Genomic DNA, 25868 nt, shown 5'->3' with positions numbered 1-25868 from the left:
ACTTTGTATGCAGACATTTTTCACTCCCGACACACAGAACTGATCGCATATGGCACTTAATTACATCTGGTCCGGCTTTTTCCTCGTTGGCTTCCTGGCCGCGGTGCTGCAGTGGCTGTTTCTCGGCGATAACGATATCTTCAAGCGCATCATCGACGGCACGTTTGAAACGGCGCGCATGGGTGTGATGGATATCGCCCTGCCGCTGGCGGGCGTGATGACCTTATGGCTGGGCATCATGAACATTGGTGAAAAAGCGGGCATCGTCGGCTGGCTGGCGAAAGTGATCGCGCCCTTCTTTTCGCGCATCTTCCCGGAAATTCCGAAAGACCATCCGGCGACCGGACACATGGTGATGAATTTCTCGGCCAACCTGCTGGGTCTGGACAATGCGGCCACGCCGTTCGGTTTAAAAGCCATGGAAAGCCTGCAAACCCTGAATCCGAACAAGGAAGAGGCGACGAATGCGCAAATCATGTTTTTGGTGCTGCACACCTCGGGCCTGACCCTGATTCCGCTGGCCATCATGGCGCAGCGCTCCATCCTCGGCGCAGCCGACCCGTCCGACATCTTTATCCCCTGCATGATCGCCACCTATGTGGCCACTGTGGTCGGCATCATCACGGTGTCCATCAAGCAACGCATTAACCTGCTCAACCGCGTCGTCCTGAGCTGGATGGGCGGCATGACGAGCGCCATCGTCGCCATGATCTGGTATTTCACGCAATATCTGACGAAACAGGAAATCGAGCTGGTGTCCAAGGTGGTCAGCAATCTGGTGTTGATCAGCGTCATTGCCATCTTCATCATCGGCGCCCTGCGCAAGAAGGTGAACGTGTATGACGCCTTCATCGAAGGGGCGAAAGGCGGTATCCAGACCTCGATTACCGTGATTCCCTACTTGGTCGGCATGCTGGTGGCCATCAGCGTGATCCGCAACGCGGGCGTGTTCAATTTCCTGATGAGCGGCATGAACTGGTTCTTCGCCAACCTGGGCATCAATACGGACTTCGTGCCCGCCCTGCCGACGGCCATGATGAAGCCGCTCAGCGGCTCCGGCTCGAAAGCCATGATGATCGACGCCATGAATACCTACGGCGTCGATTCCTTCGTCGGCCGCCTGGCCTGCGTCTTCCAGGGCTCGGCCGACACCACCTTCTATATCGTGGCCCTGTACTTCGGTTCCGTCGGCATCCGCAAGACGCGCTATGCGATCACGGCCGGCCTGATCGCCGATTTCGCTGGCGTGGTCACGGCCGTCTTTGTCGCCTACGTCTTTTTCCATTAAGGAGCACCATGTTACGTCCTGTTCTGATGGCTGCGCTGTTGGCGGGTCTTGGCCTGTCGACTGCCCACGCGCAATTGCCCGAATCCGTCAGCCTGCTGCTGCGCAGCGCGAATATTCCCGAAGACGCCATGGGCGCCATCGTTTTGCGTGGCAACGCCACCGTGCTGTCGCACGGCGCCGAGCGCAGCATGCAGCCCGCTTCCACCATGAAGCTGGTGACGACGGCCGTGGGCCTGGAGCAATTGGGCCCCATCTTCCGCGGCCGCACGGAATTGCGCACCAGCGCCGACGTCATCAATGGCGTGCTGAAAGGCGACTTGATCCTGCGTGGCGGCGCCGACACGGATTTCAACGCGGACGTGCTGGCACACATGCTGCAAACCCTGCGCAACCAGGGCATCGTCAAAATCAAGGGCGACCTGATTCTGGACCGCCAGTTGTTCCAGCCAGCCCGGCCCGATATCGGTACGCCGCCCTTCGATGAGTCGGCCGAGTTCCGCTACAACGTCATTCCCGATGCCTTGTTGCTGAACACCAATTTGCTCGATATCAACATGAACTCGACGGATCGGCAATTGAGCATCCTGATGCAGCCGCCGCTGGAGAACGTCAGCATCACCAGCGACATGAAGCTGGTCAAGGGCAGCTGTGCCAAATGGGAAGACGGTTGGCACCCGCCCGAATACCGGCGCGATGCGAGCGGCAAGCTGCAGGTGATCTTGCACGGCACCTTCCCGCAAAACTGCAGCAAGGCCACCAGCATCAATGTGCTCGACCGCAACGATTATGCGGACCGCTTGTTCCGTGCCACCTGGAAACGCCTGGGCGGCACGATCACGGGCACGGTGCGCGAAGCGCCATTTACGGGCTTGCCGCCGACGGCCGAGCCGGTCGGCACGCGCATGCTGGCCGACCATGTGGCGCGGGCCTTGCCGGAAGTCTTGCGCGATATCAACAAGACGTCCGACAACACTCTGGCCCGCACCCTGTTCCTCAGCCTGGGCAGCTTGCAGAGCGATAACTGGCTGGGCAGCCGCCCCGTCGCCATGGCGGCGCCGGAAGATACGGCCAATCGGGCGCGACTGGTCATCCAGGAATGGTTCCAGCGGCACCATATCGACACCCAGGGCATGCTGGTCGACAACGGCTCCGGCTTGTCGCGCACGGGACGCATTGCGCCAGCACAAATGGCTGGCGTGCTGCAAGCGATGCAGCAAAGTCCGTGGGCGCCCGAGTTCCAGTCCAGCCTGCCCATCGTGGCGCTGGACGGCACCATGCGCAAGCGCCTGCTGAACAGCCCAGCCGCCGCGCGCGCCCGCATCAAGACGGGGACATTAAAAAATGTGGTCGCCATTGCCGGCTACGTGCCTGATGCCAACAACCAGTTATGCGTGGTGGTCGCCATGATCAATAGCGACCTGGTGGGCAATGGCAATGGCCGCGCCGCCGTCGATGCGCTGATCGAGTGGGTGGCCAGGAGCGGCGCGACGCCTGTGGTTGCCGGTCAATAAAAGGGAAGTAAAGACAGAAAGGCAGCGCCTAACGCTGCTTTTTTTTCGTCATCTGAACAGCCGGGGTCTGACCGTAGGCCAGCGTACGTCGGCGTAGGTCGGCTTAGCGCAACGCGCGTAAGCCGACAGCCACCACCAGCGCCCAACCACCAGACGAAAAAAAAACCGACCATTGCAGATCGGGTTTTTCTCTACTGCGTATAACAAGCCTGACGATAACCTACTTTCACACTGGTTGCAGCACTATCATCGGCGCAAAGTTGTTTCACGGTCCTGTTCGGGATGGGAAGGGGTGGGACCAACTTGCTATGGTCATCAGGCATAACTTGTACCGGCATTTGTCCTCAGTGGAGCGACAAAGCCTGAATCTGGAAGAAGCAAAGATTGGGTAATGAATAGTAGTATCAACAAACGCACAACGTTGTACCGTCTTATCCTCTGTACCTGCTAAGGTTATAGGGACAAGCCGTACGGGCAATTAGTACTGGTTAGCTTAATGCATTACTGCACTTCCACACCCAGCCTATCAACGTCCTGGTCTCGAACGACCCTTCAAAGAGCTCAAGGCTCTGGGAAATCTCATCTCAAGGCAAGTTTCCCGCTTAGATGCTTTCAGCGGTTATCTCTTCCGTATTTAGCTACCCGGCAATGCCACTGGCGTGACAACCGGTACACCAGAGATACGTCCACTCCGGTCCTCTCGTACTAGGAGCAGCCCCCTTCAAATTTCCAACGCCCACGGCAGATAGGGACCAAACTGTCTCACGACGTTTTAAACCCAGCTCACGTACCACTTTAAATGGCGAACAGCCATACCCTTGGGACCGGCTACAGCCCCAGGATGTGATGAGCCGACATCGAGGTGCCAAACTCCCCCGTCGATATGAACTCTTGGGAGGAATCAGCCTGTTATCCCCAGAGTACCTTTTATCCGTTGAGCGATGGCCCTTCCATACAGAACCACCGGATCACTATGTCCTACTTTCGTACCTGCTCGACTTGTCAGTCTCGCAGTTAAGCACGCTTATGCCATTGCACTATCAACACGATGTCCGACCGTATCTAGCGTACCTTCGAACTCCTCCGTTACACTTTAGGAGGAGACCGCCCCAGTCAAACTGCCTACCATGCACTGTCCCCGATCCGGATAACGGACCAAGGTTAGAACCTCAAACAAACCAGGGTGGTATTTCAAGGTTGGCTCCACGAGAACTAGCGTCCCCGCTTCAAAGCCTCCCACCTATCCTACACAGATTGGTTCAAAGTCCAATGCAAAGCTACAGTAAAGGTTCATGGGGTCTTTCCGTCTAGCCGCGGGTAGATTGCATCATCACAAACATTTCAACTTCGCTGAGTCTCGGGAGGAGACAGTGTGGCCATCGTTACGCCATTCGTGCAGGTCGGAACTTACCCGACAAGGAATTTCGCTACCTTAGGACCGTTATAGTTACGGCCGCCGTTTACTGGGACTTCAATCAAGAGCTTGCACCCCATCATTTAATCTTCCAGCACCGGGCAGGCGTCACACCCTATACGTCCACTTTCGTGTTTGCAGAGTGCTGTGTTTTTATTAAACAGTCGCAGCCACCAGTTTATTGCAACCCTTTCACCCTTCTGGAGTAAACCAGTCAAGCTACCGGGGCGTACCTTTTCCCGAAGTTACGGTACCAATTTGCCGAGTTCCTTCTCCCGAGTTCTCTCAAGCGCCTTAGAATACTCATCTCGCCCACCTGTGTCGGTTTGCGGTACGGTCTCGTATGACTGAAGCTTAGAGGCTTTTCTTGGAACCACTTCCGATTGCTTCATGCACAAGTGCACTCGTCTCAACCCCTTGAATTCCGCACCCGGATTTGCCTAAGTGCCTTCTATGAGCCAAAAACCAACTATTCCAACAGTTGGACAACCTTCCGCGATCCGTCCCCCCATCGCATCATACGACGGTGCAGGAATATTAACCTGCTTCCCATCAGCTACGCATCTCTGCCTCGCCTTAGGGGCCGACTCACCCTGCTCCGATGAACGTTGAACAGGAAACCTTGGGCTTACGGCGTGGAGGCTTTTCACCCCCATTATCGCTACTCATGTCAGCATTCGCACTTCTGATACCTCCAGCATCCTTTACAAGACACCTTCGCAGGCTTACAGAACGCTCTCCTACCATATCTATCTGTGATAAATCACAGAACAATATCCGCAGCTTCGGTGACTGGCTTAGCCCCGTTACATCTTCCGCGCAGGACGACTCGATCAGTGAGCTATTACGCTTTCTTTAAATGATGGCTGCTTCTAAGCCAACATCCTGACTGTTTTAGCCTTCCCACTTCGTTTTCCACTTAGCCAATCTTTGGGACCTTAGCTGGCGGTCTGGGTTGTTTCCCTCTTGACGCCGGACGTTAGCACCCGACGTCTGTCTCCCAAGCTCGCACTCATCGGTATTCGGAGTTTGCAATGGTTTGGTAAGTCGCAATGACCCCCTAGCCATAACAGTGCTCTACCCCCGATGGTGATACTTGAGGCACTACCTAAATAGTTTTCGGAGAGAACCAGCTATTTCCAAGTTTGTTTAGCCTTTCACCCCTACCCACAGCTCATCCCCTAATTTTTCAACATTAGTGGGTTCGGACCTCCAGGGCGTGTTACCGCACCTTCATCCTGGCCATGAGTAGATCACTTGGTTTCGGGTCTACACCCAGCGACTGATCGCCCTATTCGGACTCGATTTCTCTACGGCTTCCCTATGCGGTTAACCTTGCCACTGAATGTAAGTCGCTGACCCATTATACAAAAGGTACGCAGTCACGGAACAAGTCCGCTCCTACTGTTTGTATGCACACGGTTTCAGGATCTATTTCACTCCCCTTCCGGGGTTCTTTTCGCCTTTCCCTCACGGTACTGGTTCACTATCGGTCGATTACGAGTATTTAGCCTTGGAGGATGGTCCCCCCATATTCAGACAGGATGTCACGTGTCCCGCCCTACTTGTCGTACGCTTAGTATCACCGGTCCAATTTCACATACGGGGCTATCACCCACTATGGCTCCCATTTCCAGGGGATTCTGTTATCGGTCCGACTATCACGTACAGGCTCTTCCCATTTCGCTCGCCGCTACTTTGGGAATCTCGGTTGATTTCTTTTCCTGCAGCTACTTAGATGTTTCAGTTCGCCGCGTTCGCCTTGCATACCTATGTATTCAGTATGCAATACCCTAAAAGGGTGGGTTGCCCCATTCGGAAATCTGCGGATCAAAGTGTGTTTGCTCACTCCCCGCAGCTTATCGCAAGCTACTACGTCCTTCATCGCCTGTAATCGCCAAGGCATCCACCATGTGCACTTATTCGCTTGTCCCTATAACGTTAGCCTCTCAACATTTACATGATGAAAGAGCGCTACAGGGATAAGAAAGTACAACGTTGTTGCTTGTTTGTTGATACATACAATCATTACCCATCGATTTGCTTTTTACGGCAAACCGATCAATAAATAATCTTTACTTCTTCCAGATTGTTAAAGAACATACAGCACTTGATCTCGAAAAGACCAAACCTAAATCCCGGCGCCATGTGCGCTGATTTACGTTTGAACTTTTGGTGGAGGATGACGGGATCGAACCGACGACCCCCTGCTTGCAAAGCAGGTGCTCTCCCAGCTGAGCTAATCCCCCTAGGGTATTTCCAGACTACAGAAACTGGTAGGGCTGGTTGGACTCGAACCAACGACCCCCGCGTTATCAACACGGTGCTCTAACCAGCTGAGCTACAGCCCCAAATGCTGTTCTTTATATTAACAGCCGATAAGTGTGAACATTTGATGCGTGAATCATTACTGATTCGTGCAAACTCTAGAAAGGAGGTGATCCAGCCGCACCTTCCGATACGGCTACCTTGTTACGACTTCACCCCAGTCACGAATCCTACCGTGGTAAGCGCCCTCCTTACGGTTAAGCTACCTACTTCTGGTAAAACCCGCTCCCATGGTGTGACGGGCGGTGTGTACAAGACCCGGGAACGTATTCACCGCGACATGCTGATCCGCGATTACTAGCGATTCCAACTTCATGCAGTCGAGTTGCAGACTACAATCCGGACTACGATACACTTTCTGCGATTAGCTCCCCCTCGCGGGTTGGCGGCGCTCTGTATGTACCATTGTATGACGTGTGAAGCCCTACCCATAAGGGCCATGAGGACTTGACGTCATCCCCACCTTCCTCCGGTTTGTCACCGGCAGTCTCATTAGAGTGCCCTTTCGTAGCAACTAATGACAAGGGTTGCGCTCGTTGCGGGACTTAACCCAACATCTCACGACACGAGCTGACGACAGCCATGCAGCACCTGTGTACTGGTTCTCTTTCGAGCACTCCCTGATCTCTCAAGGATTCCAGCCATGTCAAGGGTAGGTAAGGTTTTTCGCGTTGCATCGAATTAATCCACATCATCCACCGCTTGTGCGGGTCCCCGTCAATTCCTTTGAGTTTTAATCTTGCGACCGTACTCCCCAGGCGGTCTACTTCACGCGTTAGCTGCGTTACCAAGTCAATTAAGACCCGACAACTAGTAGACATCGTTTAGGGCGTGGACTACCAGGGTATCTAATCCTGTTTGCTCCCCACGCTTTCGTGCATGAGCGTCAATCTTGACCCAGGGGGCTGCCTTCGCCATCGGTGTTCCTCCACATATCTACGCATTTCACTGCTACACGTGGAATTCTACCCCCCTCTGCCAGATTCTAGCCTTGCAGTCTCCAATGCAATTCCCAGGTTGAGCCCGGGGATTTCACATCAGACTTACAAAACCGCCTGCGCACGCTTTACGCCCAGTAATTCCGATTAACGCTTGCACCCTACGTATTACCGCGGCTGCTGGCACGTAGTTAGCCGGTGCTTATTCTTCAGGTACCGTCATTAGCAAAAGATATTAGCTTTCACCGTTTCTTCCCTGACAAAAGAGCTTTACAACCCGAAGGCCTTCTTCACTCACGCGGCATTGCTGGATCAGGCTTTCGCCCATTGTCCAAAATTCCCCACTGCTGCCTCCCGTAGGAGTCTGGACCGTGTCTCAGTTCCAGTGTGGCTGGTCGTCCTCTCAGACCAGCTACTGATCGATGCCTTGGTAGGCTTTTACCCTACCAACTAGCTAATCAGATATCGGCCGCTCCACGAGCATGAGGTCTTGCGATCCCCCACTTTCATCCTTAGATCGTATGCGGTATTAGCGTAACTTTCGCTACGTTATCCCCCACTCTAGGGTACGTTCCGATATATTACTCACCCGTTCGCCACTCGCCACCAGAGCAAGCTCCGTGCTGCCGTTCGACTTGCATGTGTAAGGCATGCCGCCAGCGTTCAATCTGAGCCAGGATCAAACTCTTCAGTTTAATCTCTGTTACTTTGCCATTTTATTGGCACCGTCTTGCGACGGGTCGCTCACTCAAAAAACTGACAGGCCACTACTTGCGTAGCGCCTATTTCATTATTTCTTGTGAACATTTGATATTTTAAGTTAGACGCCAATCCGAAGATTGACGCTGCACTTACATCAAATGCCCACACTTATCGACTGTTAATTGTTAAAGAACGGTATTCGGTACTGCTTTTGCGCTATCGACAAAGCGTTGTGTTTGTCAGCTGCGAAGAAGAAAGAGTATGAAGCATTTCGCTAAATCCGTCAACCTTCTTTTTTACTACCCTCACCGTTTCCAGTGATCCCGTTGTTTCGCAAACTGCAGCGTCTCATTGGGGAGGCGAACTATAGCAAAGCTATACGCAGGCAGCAAGGTTTATTCTAAGAAAGTGTGAAATTTAATGATGCGATGCCATATTGCCATCAAATCGACCAGGTAACACTATTCTGAACGCCCTGGTACCCGTTGAAGCTTGCATATTAACGGGCTGATCCACATACAGCTGTACCAGCTCGGCGCCGGCCTGGTGACTGCAGGAGCAGCAATGCGCAGATTAGTACTGGCTGACGACAGCATTTTCAGTAATATCTGGAGAATAAAGCGCCAGACGAAAAAAAACCCGACCATTGCGGATCGGGTTTTTCTCTACTGCGTATAACAAGCCTGACGATAACCTACTTTCACACTGGTTGCAGCACTATCATCGGCGCAAAGTTGTTTCACGGTCCTGTTCGGGATGGGAAGGGGTGGGACCAACTTGCTATGGTCATCAGGCATAACTTGTACCGGCATTTGTCCTCAGTGGAGCGACAAAGCCTGAATCTGGAAGAAGCAAAGATTGGGTAATGAATAGTAGTATCAACAAACGCACAACGTTGTACCGTCTTATCCTCTGTACCTGCTAAGGTTATAGGGACAAGCCGTACGGGCAATTAGTACTGGTTAGCTTAATGCATTACTGCACTTCCACACCCAGCCTATCAACGTCCTGGTCTCGAACGACCCTTCAAAGAGCTCAAGGCTCTGGGAAATCTCATCTCAAGGCAAGTTTCCCGCTTAGATGCTTTCAGCGGTTATCTCTTCCGTATTTAGCTACCCGGCAATGCCACTGGCGTGACAACCGGTACACCAGAGATACGTCCACTCCGGTCCTCTCGTACTAGGAGCAGCCCCCTTCAAATTTCCAACGCCCACGGCAGATAGGGACCAAACTGTCTCACGACGTTTTAAACCCAGCTCACGTACCACTTTAAATGGCGAACAGCCATACCCTTGGGACCGGCTACAGCCCCAGGATGTGATGAGCCGACATCGAGGTGCCAAACTCCCCCGTCGATATGAACTCTTGGGAGGAATCAGCCTGTTATCCCCAGAGTACCTTTTATCCGTTGAGCGATGGCCCTTCCATACAGAACCACCGGATCACTATGTCCTACTTTCGTACCTGCTCGACTTGTCAGTCTCGCAGTTAAGCACGCTTATGCCATTGCACTATCAACACGATGTCCGACCGTATCTAGCGTACCTTCGAACTCCTCCGTTACACTTTAGGAGGAGACCGCCCCAGTCAAACTGCCTACCATGCACTGTCCCCGATCCGGATAACGGACCAAGGTTAGAACCTCAAACAAACCAGGGTGGTATTTCAAGGTTGGCTCCACGAGAACTAGCGTCCCCGCTTCAAAGCCTCCCACCTATCCTACACAGATTGGTTCAAAGTCCAATGCAAAGCTACAGTAAAGGTTCATGGGGTCTTTCCGTCTAGCCGCGGGTAGATTGCATCATCACAAACATTTCAACTTCGCTGAGTCTCGGGAGGAGACAGTGTGGCCATCGTTACGCCATTCGTGCAGGTCGGAACTTACCCGACAAGGAATTTCGCTACCTTAGGACCGTTATAGTTACGGCCGCCGTTTACTGGGACTTCAATCAAGAGCTTGCACCCCATCATTTAATCTTCCAGCACCGGGCAGGCGTCACACCCTATACGTCCACTTTCGTGTTTGCAGAGTGCTGTGTTTTTATTAAACAGTCGCAGCCACCAGTTTATTGCAACCCTTTCACCCTTCTGGAGTAAACCAGTCAAGCTACCGGGGCGTACCTTTTCCCGAAGTTACGGTACCAATTTGCCGAGTTCCTTCTCCCGAGTTCTCTCAAGCGCCTTAGAATACTCATCTCGCCCACCTGTGTCGGTTTGCGGTACGGTCTCGTATGACTGAAGCTTAGAGGCTTTTCTTGGAACCACTTCCGATTGCTTCATGCACAAGTGCACTCGTCTCAACCCCTTGAATTCCGCACCCGGATTTGCCTAAGTGCCTTCTATGAGCCAAAAACCAACTATTCCAACAGTTGGACAACCTTCCGCGATCCGTCCCCCCATCGCATCATACGACGGTGCAGGAATATTAACCTGCTTCCCATCAGCTACGCATCTCTGCCTCGCCTTAGGGGCCGACTCACCCTGCTCCGATGAACGTTGAACAGGAAACCTTGGGCTTACGGCGTGGAGGCTTTTCACCCCCATTATCGCTACTCATGTCAGCATTCGCACTTCTGATACCTCCAGCATCCTTTACAAGACACCTTCGCAGGCTTACAGAACGCTCTCCTACCATATCTATCTGTGATAAATCACAGAACAATATCCGCAGCTTCGGTGACTGGCTTAGCCCCGTTACATCTTCCGCGCAGGACGACTCGATCAGTGAGCTATTACGCTTTCTTTAAATGATGGCTGCTTCTAAGCCAACATCCTGACTGTTTTAGCCTTCCCACTTCGTTTTCCACTTAGCCAATCTTTGGGACCTTAGCTGGCGGTCTGGGTTGTTTCCCTCTTGACGCCGGACGTTAGCACCCGACGTCTGTCTCCCAAGCTCGCACTCATCGGTATTCGGAGTTTGCAATGGTTTGGTAAGTCGCAATGACCCCCTAGCCATAACAGTGCTCTACCCCCGATGGTGATACTTGAGGCACTACCTAAATAGTTTTCGGAGAGAACCAGCTATTTCCAAGTTTGTTTAGCCTTTCACCCCTACCCACAGCTCATCCCCTAATTTTTCAACATTAGTGGGTTCGGACCTCCAGGGCGTGTTACCGCACCTTCATCCTGGCCATGAGTAGATCACTTGGTTTCGGGTCTACACCCAGCGACTGATCGCCCTATTCGGACTCGATTTCTCTACGGCTTCCCTATGCGGTTAACCTTGCCACTGAATGTAAGTCGCTGACCCATTATACAAAAGGTACGCAGTCACGGAACAAGTCCGCTCCTACTGTTTGTATGCACACGGTTTCAGGATCTATTTCACTCCCCTTCCGGGGTTCTTTTCGCCTTTCCCTCACGGTACTGGTTCACTATCGGTCGATTACGAGTATTTAGCCTTGGAGGATGGTCCCCCCATATTCAGACAGGATGTCACGTGTCCCGCCCTACTTGTCGTACGCTTAGTATCACCGGTCCAATTTCACATACGGGGCTATCACCCACTATGGCTCCCATTTCCAGGGGATTCTGTTATCGGTCCGACTATCACGTACAGGCTCTTCCCATTTCGCTCGCCGCTACTTTGGGAATCTCGGTTGATTTCTTTTCCTGCAGCTACTTAGATGTTTCAGTTCGCCGCGTTCGCCTTGCATACCTATGTATTCAGTATGCAATACCCTAAAAGGGTGGGTTGCCCCATTCGGAAATCTGCGGATCAAAGTGTGTTTGCTCACTCCCCGCAGCTTATCGCAAGCTACTACGTCCTTCATCGCCTGTAATCGCCAAGGCATCCACCATGTGCACTTATTCGCTTGTCCCTATAACGTTAGCCTCTCAACATTTACATGATGAAAGAGCGCTACAGGGATAAGAAAGTACAACGTTGTTGCTTGTTTGTTGATACATACAATCATTACCCATCGATTTGCTTTTTACGGCAAACCGATCAATAAATAATCTTTACTTCTTCCAGATTGTTAAAGAACATACAGCACTTGATCTCGAAAAGACCAAACCTAAATCCCGGCGCCATGTGCGCTGATTTACGTTTGAACTTTTGGTGGAGGATGACGGGATCGAACCGACGACCCCCTGCTTGCAAAGCAGGTGCTCTCCCAGCTGAGCTAATCCCCCTAGGGTATTTCCAGACTACAGAAACTGGTAGGGCTGGTTGGACTCGAACCAACGACCCCCGCGTTATCAACACGGTGCTCTAACCAGCTGAGCTACAGCCCCAAATGCTGTTCTTTATATTAACAGCCGATAAGTGTGAACATTTGATGCGTGAATCATTACTGATTCGTGCAAACTCTAGAAAGGAGGTGATCCAGCCGCACCTTCCGATACGGCTACCTTGTTACGACTTCACCCCAGTCACGAATCCTACCGTGGTAAGCGCCCTCCTTACGGTTAAGCTACCTACTTCTGGTAAAACCCGCTCCCATGGTGTGACGGGCGGTGTGTACAAGACCCGGGAACGTATTCACCGCGACATGCTGATCCGCGATTACTAGCGATTCCAACTTCATGCAGTCGAGTTGCAGACTACAATCCGGACTACGATACACTTTCTGCGATTAGCTCCCCCTCGCGGGTTGGCGGCGCTCTGTATGTACCATTGTATGACGTGTGAAGCCCTACCCATAAGGGCCATGAGGACTTGACGTCATCCCCACCTTCCTCCGGTTTGTCACCGGCAGTCTCATTAGAGTGCCCTTTCGTAGCAACTAATGACAAGGGTTGCGCTCGTTGCGGGACTTAACCCAACATCTCACGACACGAGCTGACGACAGCCATGCAGCACCTGTGTACTGGTTCTCTTTCGAGCACTCCCTGATCTCTCAAGGATTCCAGCCATGTCAAGGGTAGGTAAGGTTTTTCGCGTTGCATCGAATTAATCCACATCATCCACCGCTTGTGCGGGTCCCCGTCAATTCCTTTGAGTTTTAATCTTGCGACCGTACTCCCCAGGCGGTCTACTTCACGCGTTAGCTGCGTTACCAAGTCAATTAAGACCCGACAACTAGTAGACATCGTTTAGGGCGTGGACTACCAGGGTATCTAATCCTGTTTGCTCCCCACGCTTTCGTGCATGAGCGTCAATCTTGACCCAGGGGGCTGCCTTCGCCATCGGTGTTCCTCCACATATCTACGCATTTCACTGCTACACGTGGAATTCTACCCCCCTCTGCCAGATTCTAGCCTTGCAGTCTCCAATGCAATTCCCAGGTTGAGCCCGGGGATTTCACATCAGACTTACAAAACCGCCTGCGCACGCTTTACGCCCAGTAATTCCGATTAACGCTTGCACCCTACGTATTACCGCGGCTGCTGGCACGTAGTTAGCCGGTGCTTATTCTTCAGGTACCGTCATTAGCAAAAGATATTAGCTTTCACCGTTTCTTCCCTGACAAAAGAGCTTTACAACCCGAAGGCCTTCTTCACTCACGCGGCATTGCTGGATCAGGCTTTCGCCCATTGTCCAAAATTCCCCACTGCTGCCTCCCGTAGGAGTCTGGACCGTGTCTCAGTTCCAGTGTGGCTGGTCGTCCTCTCAGACCAGCTACTGATCGATGCCTTGGTAGGCTTTTACCCTACCAACTAGCTAATCAGATATCGGCCGCTCCACGAGCATGAGGTCTTGCGATCCCCCACTTTCATCCTTAGATCGTATGCGGTATTAGCGTAACTTTCGCTACGTTATCCCCCACTCTAGGGTACGTTCCGATATATTACTCACCCGTTCGCCACTCGCCACCAGAGCAAGCTCCGTGCTGCCGTTCGACTTGCATGTGTAAGGCATGCCGCCAGCGTTCAATCTGAGCCAGGATCAAACTCTTCAGTTTAATCTCTGTTACTTTGCCATTTTATTGGCACCGTCTTGCGACGGGTCGCTCACTCAAAAAACTGACAGGCTACTTCCGAAGAAGTATCCTATTTCATTATTTCTTGTGAACATTTGATACTTTAAGTTAGACGCCAATCCGAAGATTGACGCTGCACTTACATCAAATGCCCACACTTATCGACTGTTAATTGTTAAAGAACGGTATTCGGTACTGCTTTCGCGCTATCGACAAAGCGTTGTGTTTGTCAGCTGCGAAGAAGAGAGAGTATGAAGCATTTCACTACATCCGTCAACTCCTTCTTTTACTACTCATCGCCGTTTCCGGTGATCCTCAAGTGCCGCATTTGACTGCGTCTCATTGGGGAGGCGAACTATAGCAAAGCGCCCCGCCAGTAGCAAGGCTTTTCCGGGGTATTTGCGGCCAACTGCTACAATTTCGCCCCCTCAGCGCAAATTCGCGTCCCACCATAGAAGATTCACCATGAAACAACAAGCTCAAGGATCAGGCCTGACCCTGAAACGAGCTGGCTTTACCACTGGCTTCGGCGTGCTCGCCGCCACCCTCGGTTCCGCAGTCGGTCTCGGCAACATCTGGAAGTTCCCCTACCTGACGGGCGCCAATGGCGGCGCCGGCTTCCTGCTCATCTATCTGCTCGCCACCTTATTAGTGGGATTGCCCGTGATGATCGCGGAAATCACCCTGGGCCGCCGCGCCAAGGTCAATCCCATCTCCACCATGGAACAGCTGGCACCGAAGGGCAAGCCCTGGTGGCTGGTCGGCGTGATCGGCATGGTCGCCGCCTTCCTGATCGTCGCGTTCTATTCGGAAGTGGTGGGCTGGGTGTTTGCGTATATCGCCAAGGCCATCGATGGCTCCATCCTCAGCAGCGACAAGCTGGTGACGGAAGCGGCCTTCGCCTCACTGATCAGCAATCCTTTCCAATCGCTGTTGTGGCAATGGGGCGTGCTGCTGTTTATCGGTGGCATCCTGATGCTGGGCGTGACCAAGGGCATCGAGGCGATCGCCAAGAAACTCATGCCACTGCTGTTCCTGTTACTGCTGCTGCTCTGTGCGGTCAGCCTGTCGCTCGATAAAGCGGGCGAAGGCCTGGCCTTTTTGTTCCGTCCTGATTTTTCCAAGCTGACGGCTTCCGTCGTGCTGACGGCCATGGGCCTGGCCTTCTTTAAATTGTCCGTCGGCATGGGGACGATGATGACCTACGGCAGCTATTTCCGCGATGACCAGAATATCCCTGTCACCACCTTGCGCGTGATGGCGGCCGACCTGGGTGTCTCCATGCTGGCCGGCATCGCCATCTTCCCCGCCGTGTTCACGTTTGGCTTCGCCCCCAGCGCGGGACCGTCGCTGGTGTTCATCACGATTCCGGCCGTGTTTTCGCAAATTCCCATGGGGCAAGCGCTGATGGTGGTGTTCTTCATCCTGGCAGCCGTGGCCGCCACGGGGGCGATGCTGTCGCTGATGGAAGTGCCCGTGGTGATTTTCCATGAACGCTTCGGCTGGACGCGCACCAAGGCCACCGTGGTGACCATGCTGCTGCTGGCCGTGCTCGGTTCCGTCTGCGCCCTGAGCAACAGCACCCTGGCGAACTTCAAGCTGTTTAATTTGAATATGTTTGATCTGTTCGACTTCGTCTCGTCGAATATCTTCCTGCCCGTGGGCGGCATCGCGATTGCCTTGTTTACAGGCTGGGCCTGGGGCAAGCACAATTTCATCGAAGCGATCAGCAATCACGGCCAGTTGCAGAATCAAACCCTGGCGCATGTACTGCTGTTCCTGCTGCGCTTTGTCTCGCCTGTATTGATCCTGATCGTGATGCTGAAGGGATTAAAGGTCTTCTAATCAGAGTACCCGGGTGTAGGTCTGGCGCACCAGCACCCGGTCGCCGCAATCGAAATGCCACCATTCGCTGTTGATGCCGAAGAAGCCCGCCTGGAACATGGCGTCGCGCAACAAGCGGCGGTGCGCCACCTGCTCCTGCGTAATCTCCCCGCTTTCCAGCAAAGCCAGCTCCAGCGCCGGATGCGAGCGCTCACTCAAGTCGTCAAAGCCCGTGCCCATGTCCAGTTCCTGCCCGTCCGGCCCGACGATGGTGATGTCGAGCGCCATGCCGAACGAGTGGATCGAGCCGCGCGACGGCTCGGCGATGTAGCCCAGCAACTCGGTTCCCTGCAGCGCATCCCACAGTTGCTGCTGCACCCGCTGCGGGCGCAGCGCATCGAGCACCAAGAGATGATGATCGGGGCGATGCGCAGCCAGCCAAGCCACTGCCTGTTCCAGCGCGGCGGCCGCATCGCGGTGCAGCCAGGCACAATCGATGGGGCTGTATAAGTCGCGGCCGACGAAATTGTCGGGCGTGGCGTAGCGCAAGTCGACGGCAATGCCGGCGATGCTGCTCAGGTGGCGAAATTGCGGATCGCTGCCCACCGCTTCCAATTGCAAACTTGCAACAGACATCAGACTCCTCTTTCCAGGCAGTTGCGCGCCGCCACGCCGATGCTGTCGGCCAGGCGCCGCGCGCCATGCGACAGCGGCGAGTGGCTCGCCGTCAATAAATACAGTTGGATCGGTATCGTGGGTGCCCAGGGACGGCGCTGCAGCCGCTCGGGCAAGCCGGACGCGGCCGTAAACGGGTCGACCACGGCCATGCCGGCGCCCGCTTCCACCAGGGAACGGGCAATTTGATACGTCTGCACCACGGTAGAAAACACGGGGTGGATGTCCTGTGCCTCGCAGGCGGCCACCACCAGTTCGCCCAGCGGATCGTTGTCCGCATGGCCGATCAGCTCGCCATTGAGGCCCTGCGCCGTCAACGGTGTGCCGCACTCGGCCGCATGCCAGGTGCCGGCTGGCGCGATCACCGTCATGACACCGTGCGCAATGGGTTCGGCCACGATGCCCGGATGGCGCGGGTCTTGCAGCGACACGGCCAGGTCCGCTTCCCCGAGGCGCAGGGTATTGACGATCTCGCCCGTGTGGTGGGTAGCCAGCTGGCAACGCGTATGGGGAAAGTCGCGCCGCCACTCCGTCATGGCAAACGGCAAGACGCTGATGGCGAGCGTCGGCGTGGACACCAGGCGGATGGTTTCCACCGCATGGCCCTTCAGGCTGGCCGCCAGGCGGCGGATGCCCAATAAATCGCGGTTGAGCTTTTCCGTTTCGACAAACAAACGGTGCGCCTCCGGCTTCGGGTACAGCTTGCCCCGCACGCGCTCGAACAGCGGCATGCCCAGTTGCAACTCGCAATGCTGCAAGACCTTGGTCACGGCCGGTTGCGAGATATGCAGCACCTGGGCCGCACCGCTGATGGTGCCAACTTGCATGATGGCGTGAAACACTTCGATATGACGCAGCCGCATGAGCTATTCCTTTACCTTGCCGTGGCCGTCTGGGCCGTCAACGTTCAGCATATAAGAAAAAGTCATGGGCTGGAACGGCCGTGCTACTTTGCTACAACAGCTGCGGCCGGCGTCGTCAGCACTTCCAGCAGGGCTGCCGTCTCGCCATCGGGCATGCCGTCAAAGCGCGTATTGCGGTACTTCATCTGGAAGGCGATCAGCACATTGCGCGTCGCTTCGTCGAAGACGCCCGTATTCGGCGTCGCGTAACCATGCTGGGCCAGCTTTTTCTGGAACCAGACGGCATCCGGCACTTGCTGCTCAAAAATGGCTCGTTGCGCGGCCACGCGGTTGGCATCGGGCCAGACGATCAGGCCCGCATCGGCCAGCTGGCGCCATGGAAACAGCGGCCCCGGATCCTGCTTGCGCTGCGGGGCGATTTCGTTGTGACCCAGGATATTTTCCGGCGCGATGTTATAGCGGGCCTGGATATCTTTCAGCAGCGGAATCAGCTCATCGATCTGTGCCTGCGGAAACGGATACCAGAGGCGACCTTCCGGCGTGTCCTTGTAGCCAGGATTGACGATCTCGATGCCGATCGAGCTGACATTCAGCTGTGTATAAGTCTTCCAGTTACTCACACCCGCGTGATTGGCCTGGCGCGATTCGTCGACCAGCACGTAAAACTTCGGCTTGTCCGTATCCGTCAGCAAATAATGGCTGCTGACCACTTGTTCCGTCAGGATCTTGATCGAGCGGGGCAGGTCGCTGACCGTGTAATGGATGACGATGAATTTGACGCGCGGGCTCTGGCTGCGCGCCGTCAAGCTATGGTCGAGGTGCGGCGCGGGCGTGGTACAGGCGGAAAGCAGGGCCACCAGCAGGGCGAGGGCGATTTTTTTCATGAAAGATCCATGTTCGGGTTAATAAAATAGTCAGTCTTTGCCGGCATACAAGCTGGCCGTCCTGGCTGCCAGCTTGGCCGCGGCCTCATGCGAGCGGGCAACTTTTTGCTCCATCTGCAACGATACAGGCAAAGCGGTGCGCATGGCAGCGGCGATGGCCGGGTGCAACTGCGCCGCGCGGCCCGCCAGCACCACGGGACGGGGGCCGTAGCGCGCCGTCAGGGCCAGCGCCAAACGCGCCAGCTCCTGGCCCGCGCGCTGCAAGATGTCCAGCGCCAGCGGATCGGTGTCCGCACTGGCGGCCACGGCCAGCGCCAGCCGGCCGATGGCGCCCCGGTCCTGGCCATACATGAAGGCGCGCGACAGCGACCAGTCGCTGCCTCCCAGTTGCGCAAACACGGCCTCGGCCATGGGCGAGCTTTGCCAGCTGCCGGGCGCCTCGTCTTCGCGGCGCCAGATGTGGCGCAAGGCTTCACGGGCGATCCAGTAACCGCCGCCGCCATCGTCGAGCAGCACGCCACGCCCGCCTGCCCGATGAAACACGCCCTCCGCATCGATCCAGGCGGCAATCGAGCCCGTGCCAGCGTAGACCAGATAACCCTGACCTGGTTCAAAACTGTCGCGATACGCGATGTCGATATCGTTGCCGATGCTGACGTTGCCGGCGTCCAGCGCCAGCAAGGCGGACAACATTTTCGCCAGCACAACATCGTCGCCGCCAAAACCCGTCAAGCCCGCCACCACGGCACGCGGCTGGCCGACGGCCAGTACGGCCTGGCACAGCCCGGTAAACGTGGCGTGCACGGCTGCGCGGCCCGCATCGCTGCTCATTTGCAAGGCAGACAAGCCTTCCACTGCCCCGTCGGCCACGATGACGCCGTCAACGGTGGCCAGGGCCCAGCGCGTCTGCGTGCCGCCCGCGTCGATGCCCAGGCCCAGCACGGGCACCGCATTATTGGCTGTAGGGAAGGAAATCATGGCAAGAGTGTAAAGCCAAGCTGGGCTTGCAGGCATGAAAGCTTGCGCATGTTTCATGCCTGCAGGTTATGGACTACCGTTGAACGGTCAACAATTACTTGGCGGCGGCCGTAAACGGTGTGCGCACGGTGACGCGGGGGCTTTCATTGCCGAGACGGTCCACGGCGCTGACCACCACCGCGTTGACTTTACCAATGGCATCATCGACCAGGGTCAGCTCACCCTGCACGCCCGTGACCACGCTAAAGCGCCAGTCTTCGCCGTAGCGGGCCCAGACGGCATATTGCGCCACGGGTTTGCCGCCACCCGACGTCAACTTGATGTTCAGGCTGGTGGAATCGCGGCGCAAGGCCAGCACGGGCGTGCCCGGCGCGTCCTTGCCCAGCCACGGCGTGGCGGGAATCAAGGCCGGGCTCTGGTACACCATGGCCTTGAGTTGCTCGCTGACACCCTTGCGGTTCTGCATCAGCGGCGCCATGCTGAAATGCACTTGCCCATTCGCGCCGGGGCGCGTGCGCGTCACTTCGATCTGCTTGATGATCTCTTGCGGCGTGAAGGACTTGGCGGAATTGTCGATGCGGCTCGTATATAAACCCGGCCACACGTGGCGGCCATACGGATTTTGCGCCAGCCAGTAGTCGAGCAGCACGCCAAACGCCTGTGGCGCCTGCGCCACGGGCCAGTACAGCTGCGGCGACAGGTAATCGAGCCAGCCCTTGGCCAGCCACAGTTCCGCATCCGCATACAATTTATCGTACTGGCTGAAACCGACGATGCCGGCAGGGCGGCGGTCGGGACGGCCGATGCCGAACGGGCTGATGCCGAAGCGCACCCAGCTCTTTTCGCGGTGGATACCGGTATATAAGGCTTCGATCAGCTGGTTGACGTTCTGGCGGCGCCAGGAAGGGCGGTCCAGCTGGCCACCGGCCAGCAGATATTGCTGCCAGGAAGGCTCATCGGGAAACGGCAGTTCGCGCTTGGCGCCGCCATTGCCCGCGTCCAGCGCGGCTGTTTCCGCACCGGCGCCGGCGCCAGGCGCATCGATCGGATACGGATAAAAGTAATCGTCGATGTGCACGCCATCGATATCGTAGCGGCGCACCACGTCCAGCACCACGTCCGTCGTGTGCTTCGAGGCGGCGGCGTCGCCCGGGTCCATCCACAGGTAGCGGCCATATTGCTTGACGGATGCCGGGTTGGTGGACGCGAAACTGTCGCGCGCCAGCGGCGACTTGGCCGTCGCGTGACGGGCACGGTAGGGGTTGAACCAAGCGTGCAATTCCAGGCCGCGCGCATGCGCCTGCGCCACCCAGAAAGCCAGCGGGTCATACATGGGCAACGGCGGCTGGCCTTGCTTGCCAGTCAGGTATTCCGACCACGGTTCCAGTTGCGACGGGTAAATCGTATCAGCGCTGGGCCGCACCTGCAGCACAATCGCGTTCAGATTCAAGGACTTGGCACGGTCGAGGATGGCGATGGCCTCGGCTTGCTGCTTGGCGACCGGCAAGTTGCTGCGGCTGGGCCAGTCGATATTCGCGACCGTCGAGACCCAGGCGGCGCGGAACTCGCGCGGCGCCGGCGGCGGCACTTCGCCCGTGATGTGCTGCACGGGCGGCACGGCCGGCAAACCCGCTTCGCCTGGCGTCACTGCGGAGGGCAGTTTGGTGCTGGTACAGCTGCTGAGCAATGTGGCGGTGGCCAGCGCGGCCAGCACGCCAGCCGTGGCGCCCAGGCGTTTTTTCAAAGTAGACAACAAAACAATTCCTTGCAGTGGTGAAGCGCAGGTGTATCGGTGCGGGCATTTTACTGTGCGCCCGCCATCCTTGCGGGCGCACAGTTCAAAAGAATCAAGCCTCGGCCTTCTTGCCGAATTCCGGATCGATCTTGACCAGCGCGGCCATGATGAAAGCAGGAATGGTGGCGATGCAGACCCAGATGAAGAAATGCTGGTAGCCGAGCATTTGCTGTATCCAGCCGCTGGCCATGCCCGGCAGCATCATGCCCAGGGCCATGAAACCCGTGCAAATGGCGTAATGGGCCGTTTTATGCGCGCCATCGGACACCATGATCATGTACAACATGTACGAGGCGAAACCGAAGCCATAGCCAAATTGCTCCAGGGCGATGCCCCCCGCGATCACATAGATGCTGCTGGGCAAGGCGCTGGCCAGGTAGACGAAGACCAGGTCGGGCAGGTGCACGGACAGCACCATGATCCACAGACAGCGTTTCAAGCCGAAGCGGGAAATGATGAATCCGCCCAGCAAGCCACCGAGGGTCAGGGCAATCACGCCGATGGTGCCGTAGACGAGGCCCACCTGTTCCGTGCTCAGGCCCAGGCCGCCCTTGGTGACGGGGTCGAGCAGGAAGGGCGCGGCCAATTTGAGCAGTTGCGCTTCGCCGAGGCGGAACAGCAGCAAGAAGCCGAGGATGACGACAATATCCTTCTTCTTGAAGAAGGCGGCAAAGGTGGCGACGAACTCTTGCAACGGGGAAACACCGGCGTCCTGGATGCTGGGGCGGTCATCTTTCGGTTTCGGCAAGACAAAATAGTGGTACAGGAACAGGGCGATGAACAGGCCCGCCAGAATCGCGAACACGACGGACCAGGCCAGCTGCACATTGCCCGTCGCATGCGTGAGATAGCCGGCCAGAAACACCAGGCCACCCTGGCCCGCGATCATGGCCAGGCGATAAAACGTGCTGCGCACGCCGACAAAGGCCGCCTGCTGGTGCTCTTCCAGGCCCAGCATATAAAAGCCGTCGGCGGCGATGTCATGCGTGGCGGAACTGAAGGCCATCAGCCAGAAGATGGCCAGGCTGATCTGGAAAAAGTGGGGCAAGGACGTCGTCAGGGCCACCAGCGCCAGCGCGGCGCCGATCACCAGCTGCAAGCCGACGATCCAGAAACGCTTGGTGCGGTACATATCGATAAAGGGCGACCACAGGGGCTTGATGACCCAAGGCAAGTACAGCCAGCTGGTATACAGCGCGATATCCGTATTGCTGAAACCATAGTTCTTGTACATGATCACGGACAAGGTCATGACCACTACATAGGGAATGCCCTGGCCGAAATACAGGGATGGGATCCACAGCCACGGCTTGTTCGCGCGCGCCGCGGCGGTTTGTTTCACTAGCTCCATACATCCTTCTTTGTCTCCCAGACAGAAGAATGCCGCGCCATCGGCTCAGGCCGCCAGTGCCACCCGCACACTGCCGTCCGCGCCGGCCAACAATGCCTGTGCCTGGTTTGTGTTGATTTTTTTGATCAAGGCAACTATCGCCACCTTGACGTGATAGTGGCATTGCTCCAGCACGGCCCTGGCCTGCGCCTCGCTGGCGCCCGTGGCATGCATGGTCAGACGCACCGCCCGCCAGATCAGCTTGGCGTTGGTCGGCTTCAAGTCTACCATCAAGTTTCCGTAAGTTTTATGCAAACCCACCATCAAGGCGCTGGAAATCGTGTTCAGGGTGATTTTTTGCGCCGTGCCCGCTTTCAGACGCGTGCTGCCGGAAATGACTTCCATACCCGTGTCGAGCACGATGCCGCATTGCGCCTCATGCGCCACGGGAGCGTCCACATTGTTGGCGATGCCGATCGTCAAGGCGCCCGCCTGGCGCGCGGCCAGCAGCGCACCCAGCACGTACGGTGTGGCGCCGGAGGCGGCCAGCAGGATCACCACATCGTTGACCTGCGGCTGCAAGGCCAGCACATCCCGCTCGCCTTGTTGTACATCATCTTCCGCCCCTTCGACGGCCGCAAACATGGCGCCCGCGCCGCCAGCCAGGATGGCGACGGCCCGCTCGGGTGGCCAGGAAAACGTGGGAGTCAATTCAACGCTGTCGAGCACGCCAAGCCGGCCCGACGTGCCCGCGCCCACGTACAGCAGGCGTCCGCCAGCGGCGATGCGGGGCAGGGCGGCCGTGATGGCGGCCGCTATCTGCGGCGAGGCCAGCCGCACGGCTTCGACAGCCCAGAACTGGTCATCGACCAGCGCCGCCACCAGTTGCTCCACAGGATACAGGTCCAGATCCGGATGCCGCCGGCTCGGGGTTTCAGTTTTCAACATGATTTCAGAACATAGTTGAACGTGAAACCAGTTTAATACCAACGGGCAAGATCAGCCATGAAAGCTTGGTGGGCGGGCATAACGGGAGTTTATGGCTGGTGCAGGAAGGTGGCGTACTACTTGTACTTCGATACGCTCCCGTTTGTGTCTATACTTCGATTCGACGTCCTAATCCATGACACGCCCATGATCGCTCGCCAATTGCTGTTCCTGTTTAGCGCCCTTGGCGCCATCAACGGCATTTTCCTGGCCGTCTATTTTTTCAGCCGTCGGCCTCGCTGCCTCGCCGACTGCATGCTCGGTGCATTGCTGCTTGCCGTCGGGGTGCGCACCGCCAAATCCGCCTTCCTCTACTTCAACCCGGCGATCGCCATCGAATTTCGCCAGCTGGGCCTGTCGGCCTGCCTGCTGATCGGTCCCTTGACCTATCTCTATGTGCGCTCTTTCATCGCCGGGCTCACGCAACTGCCTGCCGGGCAGCAATGGCGCTGGCATCTCGGCCTGTCCTTCCTGCTGATAGTCATAGGCGTTGCCTTTCCGTATTCCGCGTATCGTCGTGTGTGGGACCTGTCGAGTCATGCCATTCATGTGTTCTGGCTAGGCTACCTGCTGGCAACTGCCAAGTTGCTCTGGCAAAGCCGCCATGCATGGCTGAATGACGGACAGCGGATGGCGACCAGCAGCGTGCTAGTGCTGAGCGTCTTTGCAGGCAGCGCTATCATGCTGGCGGCATACGCGAGCACGCCGTTCACGTCGTATATTGTCGGTGCCTTGTCGTTCACCTTCTCGCTGCATGTCGCGGTTATGGTCTTTCTGCTGAGAAAGGAAACCTCGACGCCTGGCGACCCGAAGCAGAAGTACCAGAACAGCCGCCTGACGCACGACGATGCGCTGGCCGTGCTCGCTGCGCTGGAACAACAGATGAGCGGGCAGAAATCCTATCTGAATCCGAATCTGACCCTGGCCCAACTGGCCAAACGGGCGGGATGTACGCAGGCGCAGGTGTCGCAGGTGCTGAATGACAAGCTGAGCAAGGGTTTCAACACCTACGTCAACGCATACCGTATCGCCGAAGCGCAACAGGTATTGATAGACGAACCGCAACTGAACATGGATACCGTTGCCGAGCGCTGCGGCTTCAATTCCAGTTCCACCTTCTACTCGACCTTCAAGAAAGTTGCTGGGCAGACGCCCGCCAGCTTCCGGGCTCAACCCAGCCAGGCGGCCAGGACCATTTCCGCGTAAAACCGCTCCGGAATCGCCATTCCGGAGTCTGAAATCATGTTTGGCGACATTAATTTCCCTGCATTTCGATAAATTATCGACCATCAACGACCTGAAATAGTCGTTGCTCCGATAAACGCAGTTCTACATGCAGGGTAAATCCATGATTCAGTTTTTATTGCGAACGATACTCGCCTGTTGCTTGCTCAGCAGCGCCGCCGCCGGCATCGCCGCAACCGCCGACCAGGACGAAAATGCCATCCGGGAGACCGTACGCTTGTATCTGCATGGCACCAGCTTCAACGTACCGGATGAGATCAACCAGGCCTTCCATGCAAACGCCCGTCTTTACCTGGACGGCAAAAACGATGCGGAATGGGAGCTCAGTGGTCCGGAATACGCCAAACTCTTTTCCCAAGAAAAAATAGGGCAATTCAATGGGCGCCACGGGCGACTGATCAAGGTGGAGGCGAGCGGCAAGGTGGCCACCGCCAAGGCCGAGATCCACATTCCCCAGCACGGGGTGCGCTATGTGGATGTATTTCTGTTGAAAAAGATCGCCGGCCACTGGAAGATCATCAGCAAGTCGGCCGATCGCGAGCCGGCAGCCCCGCACCGCGCACGCAAGGTGCTGCTGGTGGTGTCGAATGTGCATCAATATCCGGGCACGAAAATTAACGCAGGCAATAATTTTCCCGAGCTGGCCTATACCTATGATGCCTTTCGCAAAGCAGGGTACGCGGTCGATTTCGTCAGTCCCGAGGGGGGCGCCATTCCTTTGGAAATGATCGTCACATCGGACGAGTTGCTCAAGAAGCATCTGTACGACAGTGATTTCATGTGGGCACTGGCCCATACCAGGCCCGTCGCCGAGGTCAGGGCAGACGAGTATGCGGGCATGGCGTTCGTCGGCGGCGGCGCGGCCATCGTCGGCATCCCGGACAACCAGCCGCTGCAGGACATCGCTGTGCGCATCTACGAACAACAGGGCGGGGTGATCGCGGCCATCTGCCATGGCACCGAGGGCATCAAGAATCTGAAGCTCAGTGACGGGACTTTCCTGATCCAGGGCAAGGTGCTCACCTCGTTCCCCGATGCGTATCTCAACAAGGAATCGCCGGTATACAAGGCCTATCCCTTTTCGGCGGAAGCCAGCATCAAGCGCCATGGCGGCATCTTCAGGCACGGCGCCAACGGCAAGAGTCACGTCGAGGTCGATGGCCGGCTGGTGACCGGCATGAGCTGGGAGTCGTCCGTCGGCGTGGCCGAATCCATGATCCGCCTGCTCGATCAGTAGAT

General features: G+C 56.2%; 12 protein-coding genes, 4 tRNA genes and 6 rRNA genes. 5 read left to right on the top strand and 17 right to left on the bottom strand.

The genetic code is table 11. The features are described from left to right. Positions 1–49: 49 nt before the first annotated feature. Both KY494_RS18360 and dacB read left to right on the top strand, forming a co-directional pair. Positions 50–1288: a nucleoside recognition domain-containing protein gene (locus KY494_RS18360; RefSeq protein ID WP_219135896.1), complete on the top strand. Its 1239-nt coding sequence runs from the start codon at positions 50–52 to the stop codon at positions 1286–1288. Between the two features lie 8 nt (positions 1289–1296). Further along, positions 1297–2799 carry a D-alanyl-D-alanine carboxypeptidase/D-alanyl-D-alanine-endopeptidase gene (gene dacB / locus KY494_RS18355; protein WP_219887778.1) on the top strand — a complete coding sequence of 501 codons (1503 nt, stop codon included), beginning with the start codon at positions 1297–1299 and terminating at the stop codon, positions 2797–2799. 207 nt (positions 2800–3006) lie between these two features. On the opposite strand, the gene rrf (KY494_RS18350) is transcribed toward dacB, so the two are convergent. From rrf (KY494_RS18350) to KY494_RS18305, 10 genes are all read right to left on the bottom strand, one after another. After that, positions 3007–3119, bottom strand: a 5S ribosomal RNA gene (gene rrf / locus KY494_RS18350). A gap of 137 nt (positions 3120–3256) precedes the next feature. Further along, a 23S ribosomal RNA gene (locus KY494_RS18345) occupies positions 3257–6146 on the bottom strand. Positions 6147–6386: 240 nt separating this feature from the next. Beyond that, positions 6387–6462, bottom strand: a tRNA-Ala gene (locus KY494_RS18340). A gap of 25 nt (positions 6463–6487) precedes the next feature. Beyond that, positions 6488–6564, bottom strand: a tRNA-Ile gene (locus KY494_RS18335). 79 nt (positions 6565–6643) lie between these two features. Continuing rightward, a 16S ribosomal RNA gene (locus KY494_RS18330) occupies positions 6644–8174 on the bottom strand. 688 nt (positions 8175–8862) lie between these two features. Then, positions 8863–8975, bottom strand: a 5S ribosomal RNA gene (gene rrf / locus KY494_RS18325). Between the two features lie 137 nt (positions 8976–9112). Continuing rightward, positions 9113–12002 (bottom strand): 23S ribosomal RNA (locus KY494_RS18320). Between the two features lie 240 nt (positions 12003–12242). After that, positions 12243–12318 (bottom strand) — tRNA-Ala (locus KY494_RS18315). A gap of 25 nt (positions 12319–12343) precedes the next feature. Further along, positions 12344–12420, bottom strand: a tRNA-Ile gene (locus tag KY494_RS18310). A gap of 79 nt (positions 12421–12499) precedes the next feature. Then, a 16S ribosomal RNA gene (locus KY494_RS18305) occupies positions 12500–14030 on the bottom strand. Together the 16S, 23S and 5S rRNA genes with 4 tRNA genes alongside form the textbook arrangement of a ribosomal RNA operon. A gap of 483 nt (positions 14031–14513) precedes the next feature. Here KY494_RS18305 and KY494_RS18300 point away from each other — a divergent pair. Continuing rightward, entirely contained in the window at positions 14514–15893 is a 1380-nt protein-coding gene (locus KY494_RS18300) for a sodium-dependent transporter (protein ID WP_219887777.1), read from the top strand. Here the strand turns inward: KY494_RS18300 and KY494_RS18295 are convergent, their stop codons facing one another. The 7 genes from KY494_RS18295 to KY494_RS18265 all read right to left on the bottom strand — a co-directional run bounded on the left by KY494_RS18295 (position 15894) and on the right by KY494_RS18265 (position 23345). Further along, positions 15894–16508, bottom strand: a complete 615-nt coding sequence (locus tag KY494_RS18295) for a M15 family metallopeptidase (RefSeq protein ID WP_116742792.1) — start codon at positions 16506–16508, stop codon at positions 15894–15896. It abuts the gene before it with no gap. Further along, on the bottom strand, positions 16508–17410 hold the full coding sequence (locus KY494_RS18290) for a LysR family transcriptional regulator (RefSeq protein ID WP_219887776.1): 903 nt from the start codon (positions 17408–17410) through the stop codon (positions 16508–16510). Before KY494_RS18290 ends, KY494_RS18295 begins: the two co-directional genes overlap by 1 nt. A gap of 83 nt (positions 17411–17493) precedes the next feature. Then, entirely contained in the window at positions 17494–18294 is an 801-nt protein-coding gene (locus KY494_RS18285) for an N-acetylmuramoyl-L-alanine amidase (RefSeq protein ID WP_219134216.1), read from the bottom strand. Between the two features lie 30 nt (positions 18295–18324). Next, a complete protein-coding gene (locus KY494_RS18280; RefSeq protein WP_258194307.1) occupies positions 18325–19272 on the bottom strand; it encodes an N-acetylglucosamine kinase in 948 nt (315 codons plus the stop codon). Between the two features lie 94 nt (positions 19273–19366). Then, positions 19367–21028: a glycoside hydrolase family 10 protein gene (locus KY494_RS18275; protein ID WP_219887774.1), complete on the bottom strand. Its 1662-nt coding sequence runs from the start codon at positions 21026–21028 to the stop codon at positions 19367–19369. 91 nt (positions 21029–21119) lie between these two features. Further along, positions 21120–22418 (bottom strand): MFS transporter, encoded by a 1299-nt coding sequence (locus KY494_RS18270; RefSeq protein ID WP_219887773.1) that lies wholly within the window; start codon positions 22416–22418, stop codon positions 21120–21122. A 45-nt stretch (positions 22419–22463) separates the two neighbouring features. Beyond that, a complete protein-coding gene (locus KY494_RS18265) occupies positions 22464–23345 on the bottom strand; it encodes an N-acetylmuramic acid 6-phosphate etherase (RefSeq protein WP_219887772.1) in 882 nt (293 codons plus the stop codon). A gap of 186 nt (positions 23346–23531) precedes the next feature. Here KY494_RS18265 and KY494_RS18260 point away from each other — a divergent pair, with 186 nt between their 5' ends. Together KY494_RS18260 and KY494_RS18255 are read left to right on the top strand one after the other, a co-directional pair. Then, positions 23532–24590: a helix-turn-helix transcriptional regulator gene (locus KY494_RS18260; RefSeq protein ID WP_219887771.1), complete on the top strand. Its 1059-nt coding sequence runs from the start codon at positions 23532–23534 to the stop codon at positions 24588–24590. 127 nt (positions 24591–24717) lie between these two features. Beyond that, positions 24718–25866 (top strand): nuclear transport factor 2 family protein, encoded by a 1149-nt coding sequence (locus tag KY494_RS18255; protein WP_219887770.1) that lies wholly within the window; start codon positions 24718–24720, stop codon positions 25864–25866. Positions 25867–25868 lie beyond the last annotated feature (2 nt).

The sequence above is a fragment of the Janthinobacterium sp. PAMC25594 genome (assembly GCF_019443505.1).
Lineage (GTDB): Bacteria > Pseudomonadota > Gammaproteobacteria > Burkholderiales > Burkholderiaceae_D > Janthinobacterium.
Note: the sequence above shows the minus strand (reverse complement) of the source record. Positions and strands in the feature narration are given on the sequence as shown.

Coding starts and splice junctions, on each gene's coding strand:
- KY494_RS18260 (WP_219887771.1), top strand. CDS start 23,532: ATGATCGCTCGCCAATTGCTGTTCCTGTTTAGCGCCCTTGGCGCCATC.
- dacB (WP_219887778.1), top strand. CDS start 1,297: ATGTTACGTCCTGTTCTGATGGCTGCGCTGTTGGCGGGTCTTGGCCTG.
- KY494_RS18265 (WP_219887772.1), bottom strand. CDS start 23,345: ATGTTGAAAACTGAAACCCCGAGCCGGCGGCATCCGGATCTGGACCTG.
- KY494_RS18255 (WP_219887770.1), top strand. CDS start 24,718: ATGCAGGGTAAATCCATGATTCAGTTTTTATTGCGAACGATACTCGCC.
- KY494_RS18280 (WP_258194307.1), bottom strand. CDS start 19,272: ATGATTTCCTTCCCTACAGCCAATAATGCGGTGCCCGTGCTGGGCCTG.
- KY494_RS18270 (WP_219887773.1), bottom strand. CDS start 22,418: ATGGAGCTAGTGAAACAAACCGCCGCGGCGCGCGCGAACAAGCCGTGG.
- KY494_RS18295 (WP_116742792.1), bottom strand. CDS start 16,508: ATGTCTGTTGCAAGTTTGCAATTGGAAGCGGTGGGCAGCGATCCGCAA.
- KY494_RS18285 (WP_219134216.1), bottom strand. CDS start 18,294: ATGAAAAAAATCGCCCTCGCCCTGCTGGTGGCCCTGCTTTCCGCCTGT.
- KY494_RS18360 (WP_219135896.1), top strand. CDS start 50: ATGGCACTTAATTACATCTGGTCCGGCTTTTTCCTCGTTGGCTTCCTG.
- KY494_RS18290 (WP_219887776.1), bottom strand. CDS start 17,410: ATGCGGCTGCGTCATATCGAAGTGTTTCACGCCATCATGCAAGTTGGC.
- KY494_RS18300 (WP_219887777.1), top strand. CDS start 14,514: ATGAAACAACAAGCTCAAGGATCAGGCCTGACCCTGAAACGAGCTGGC.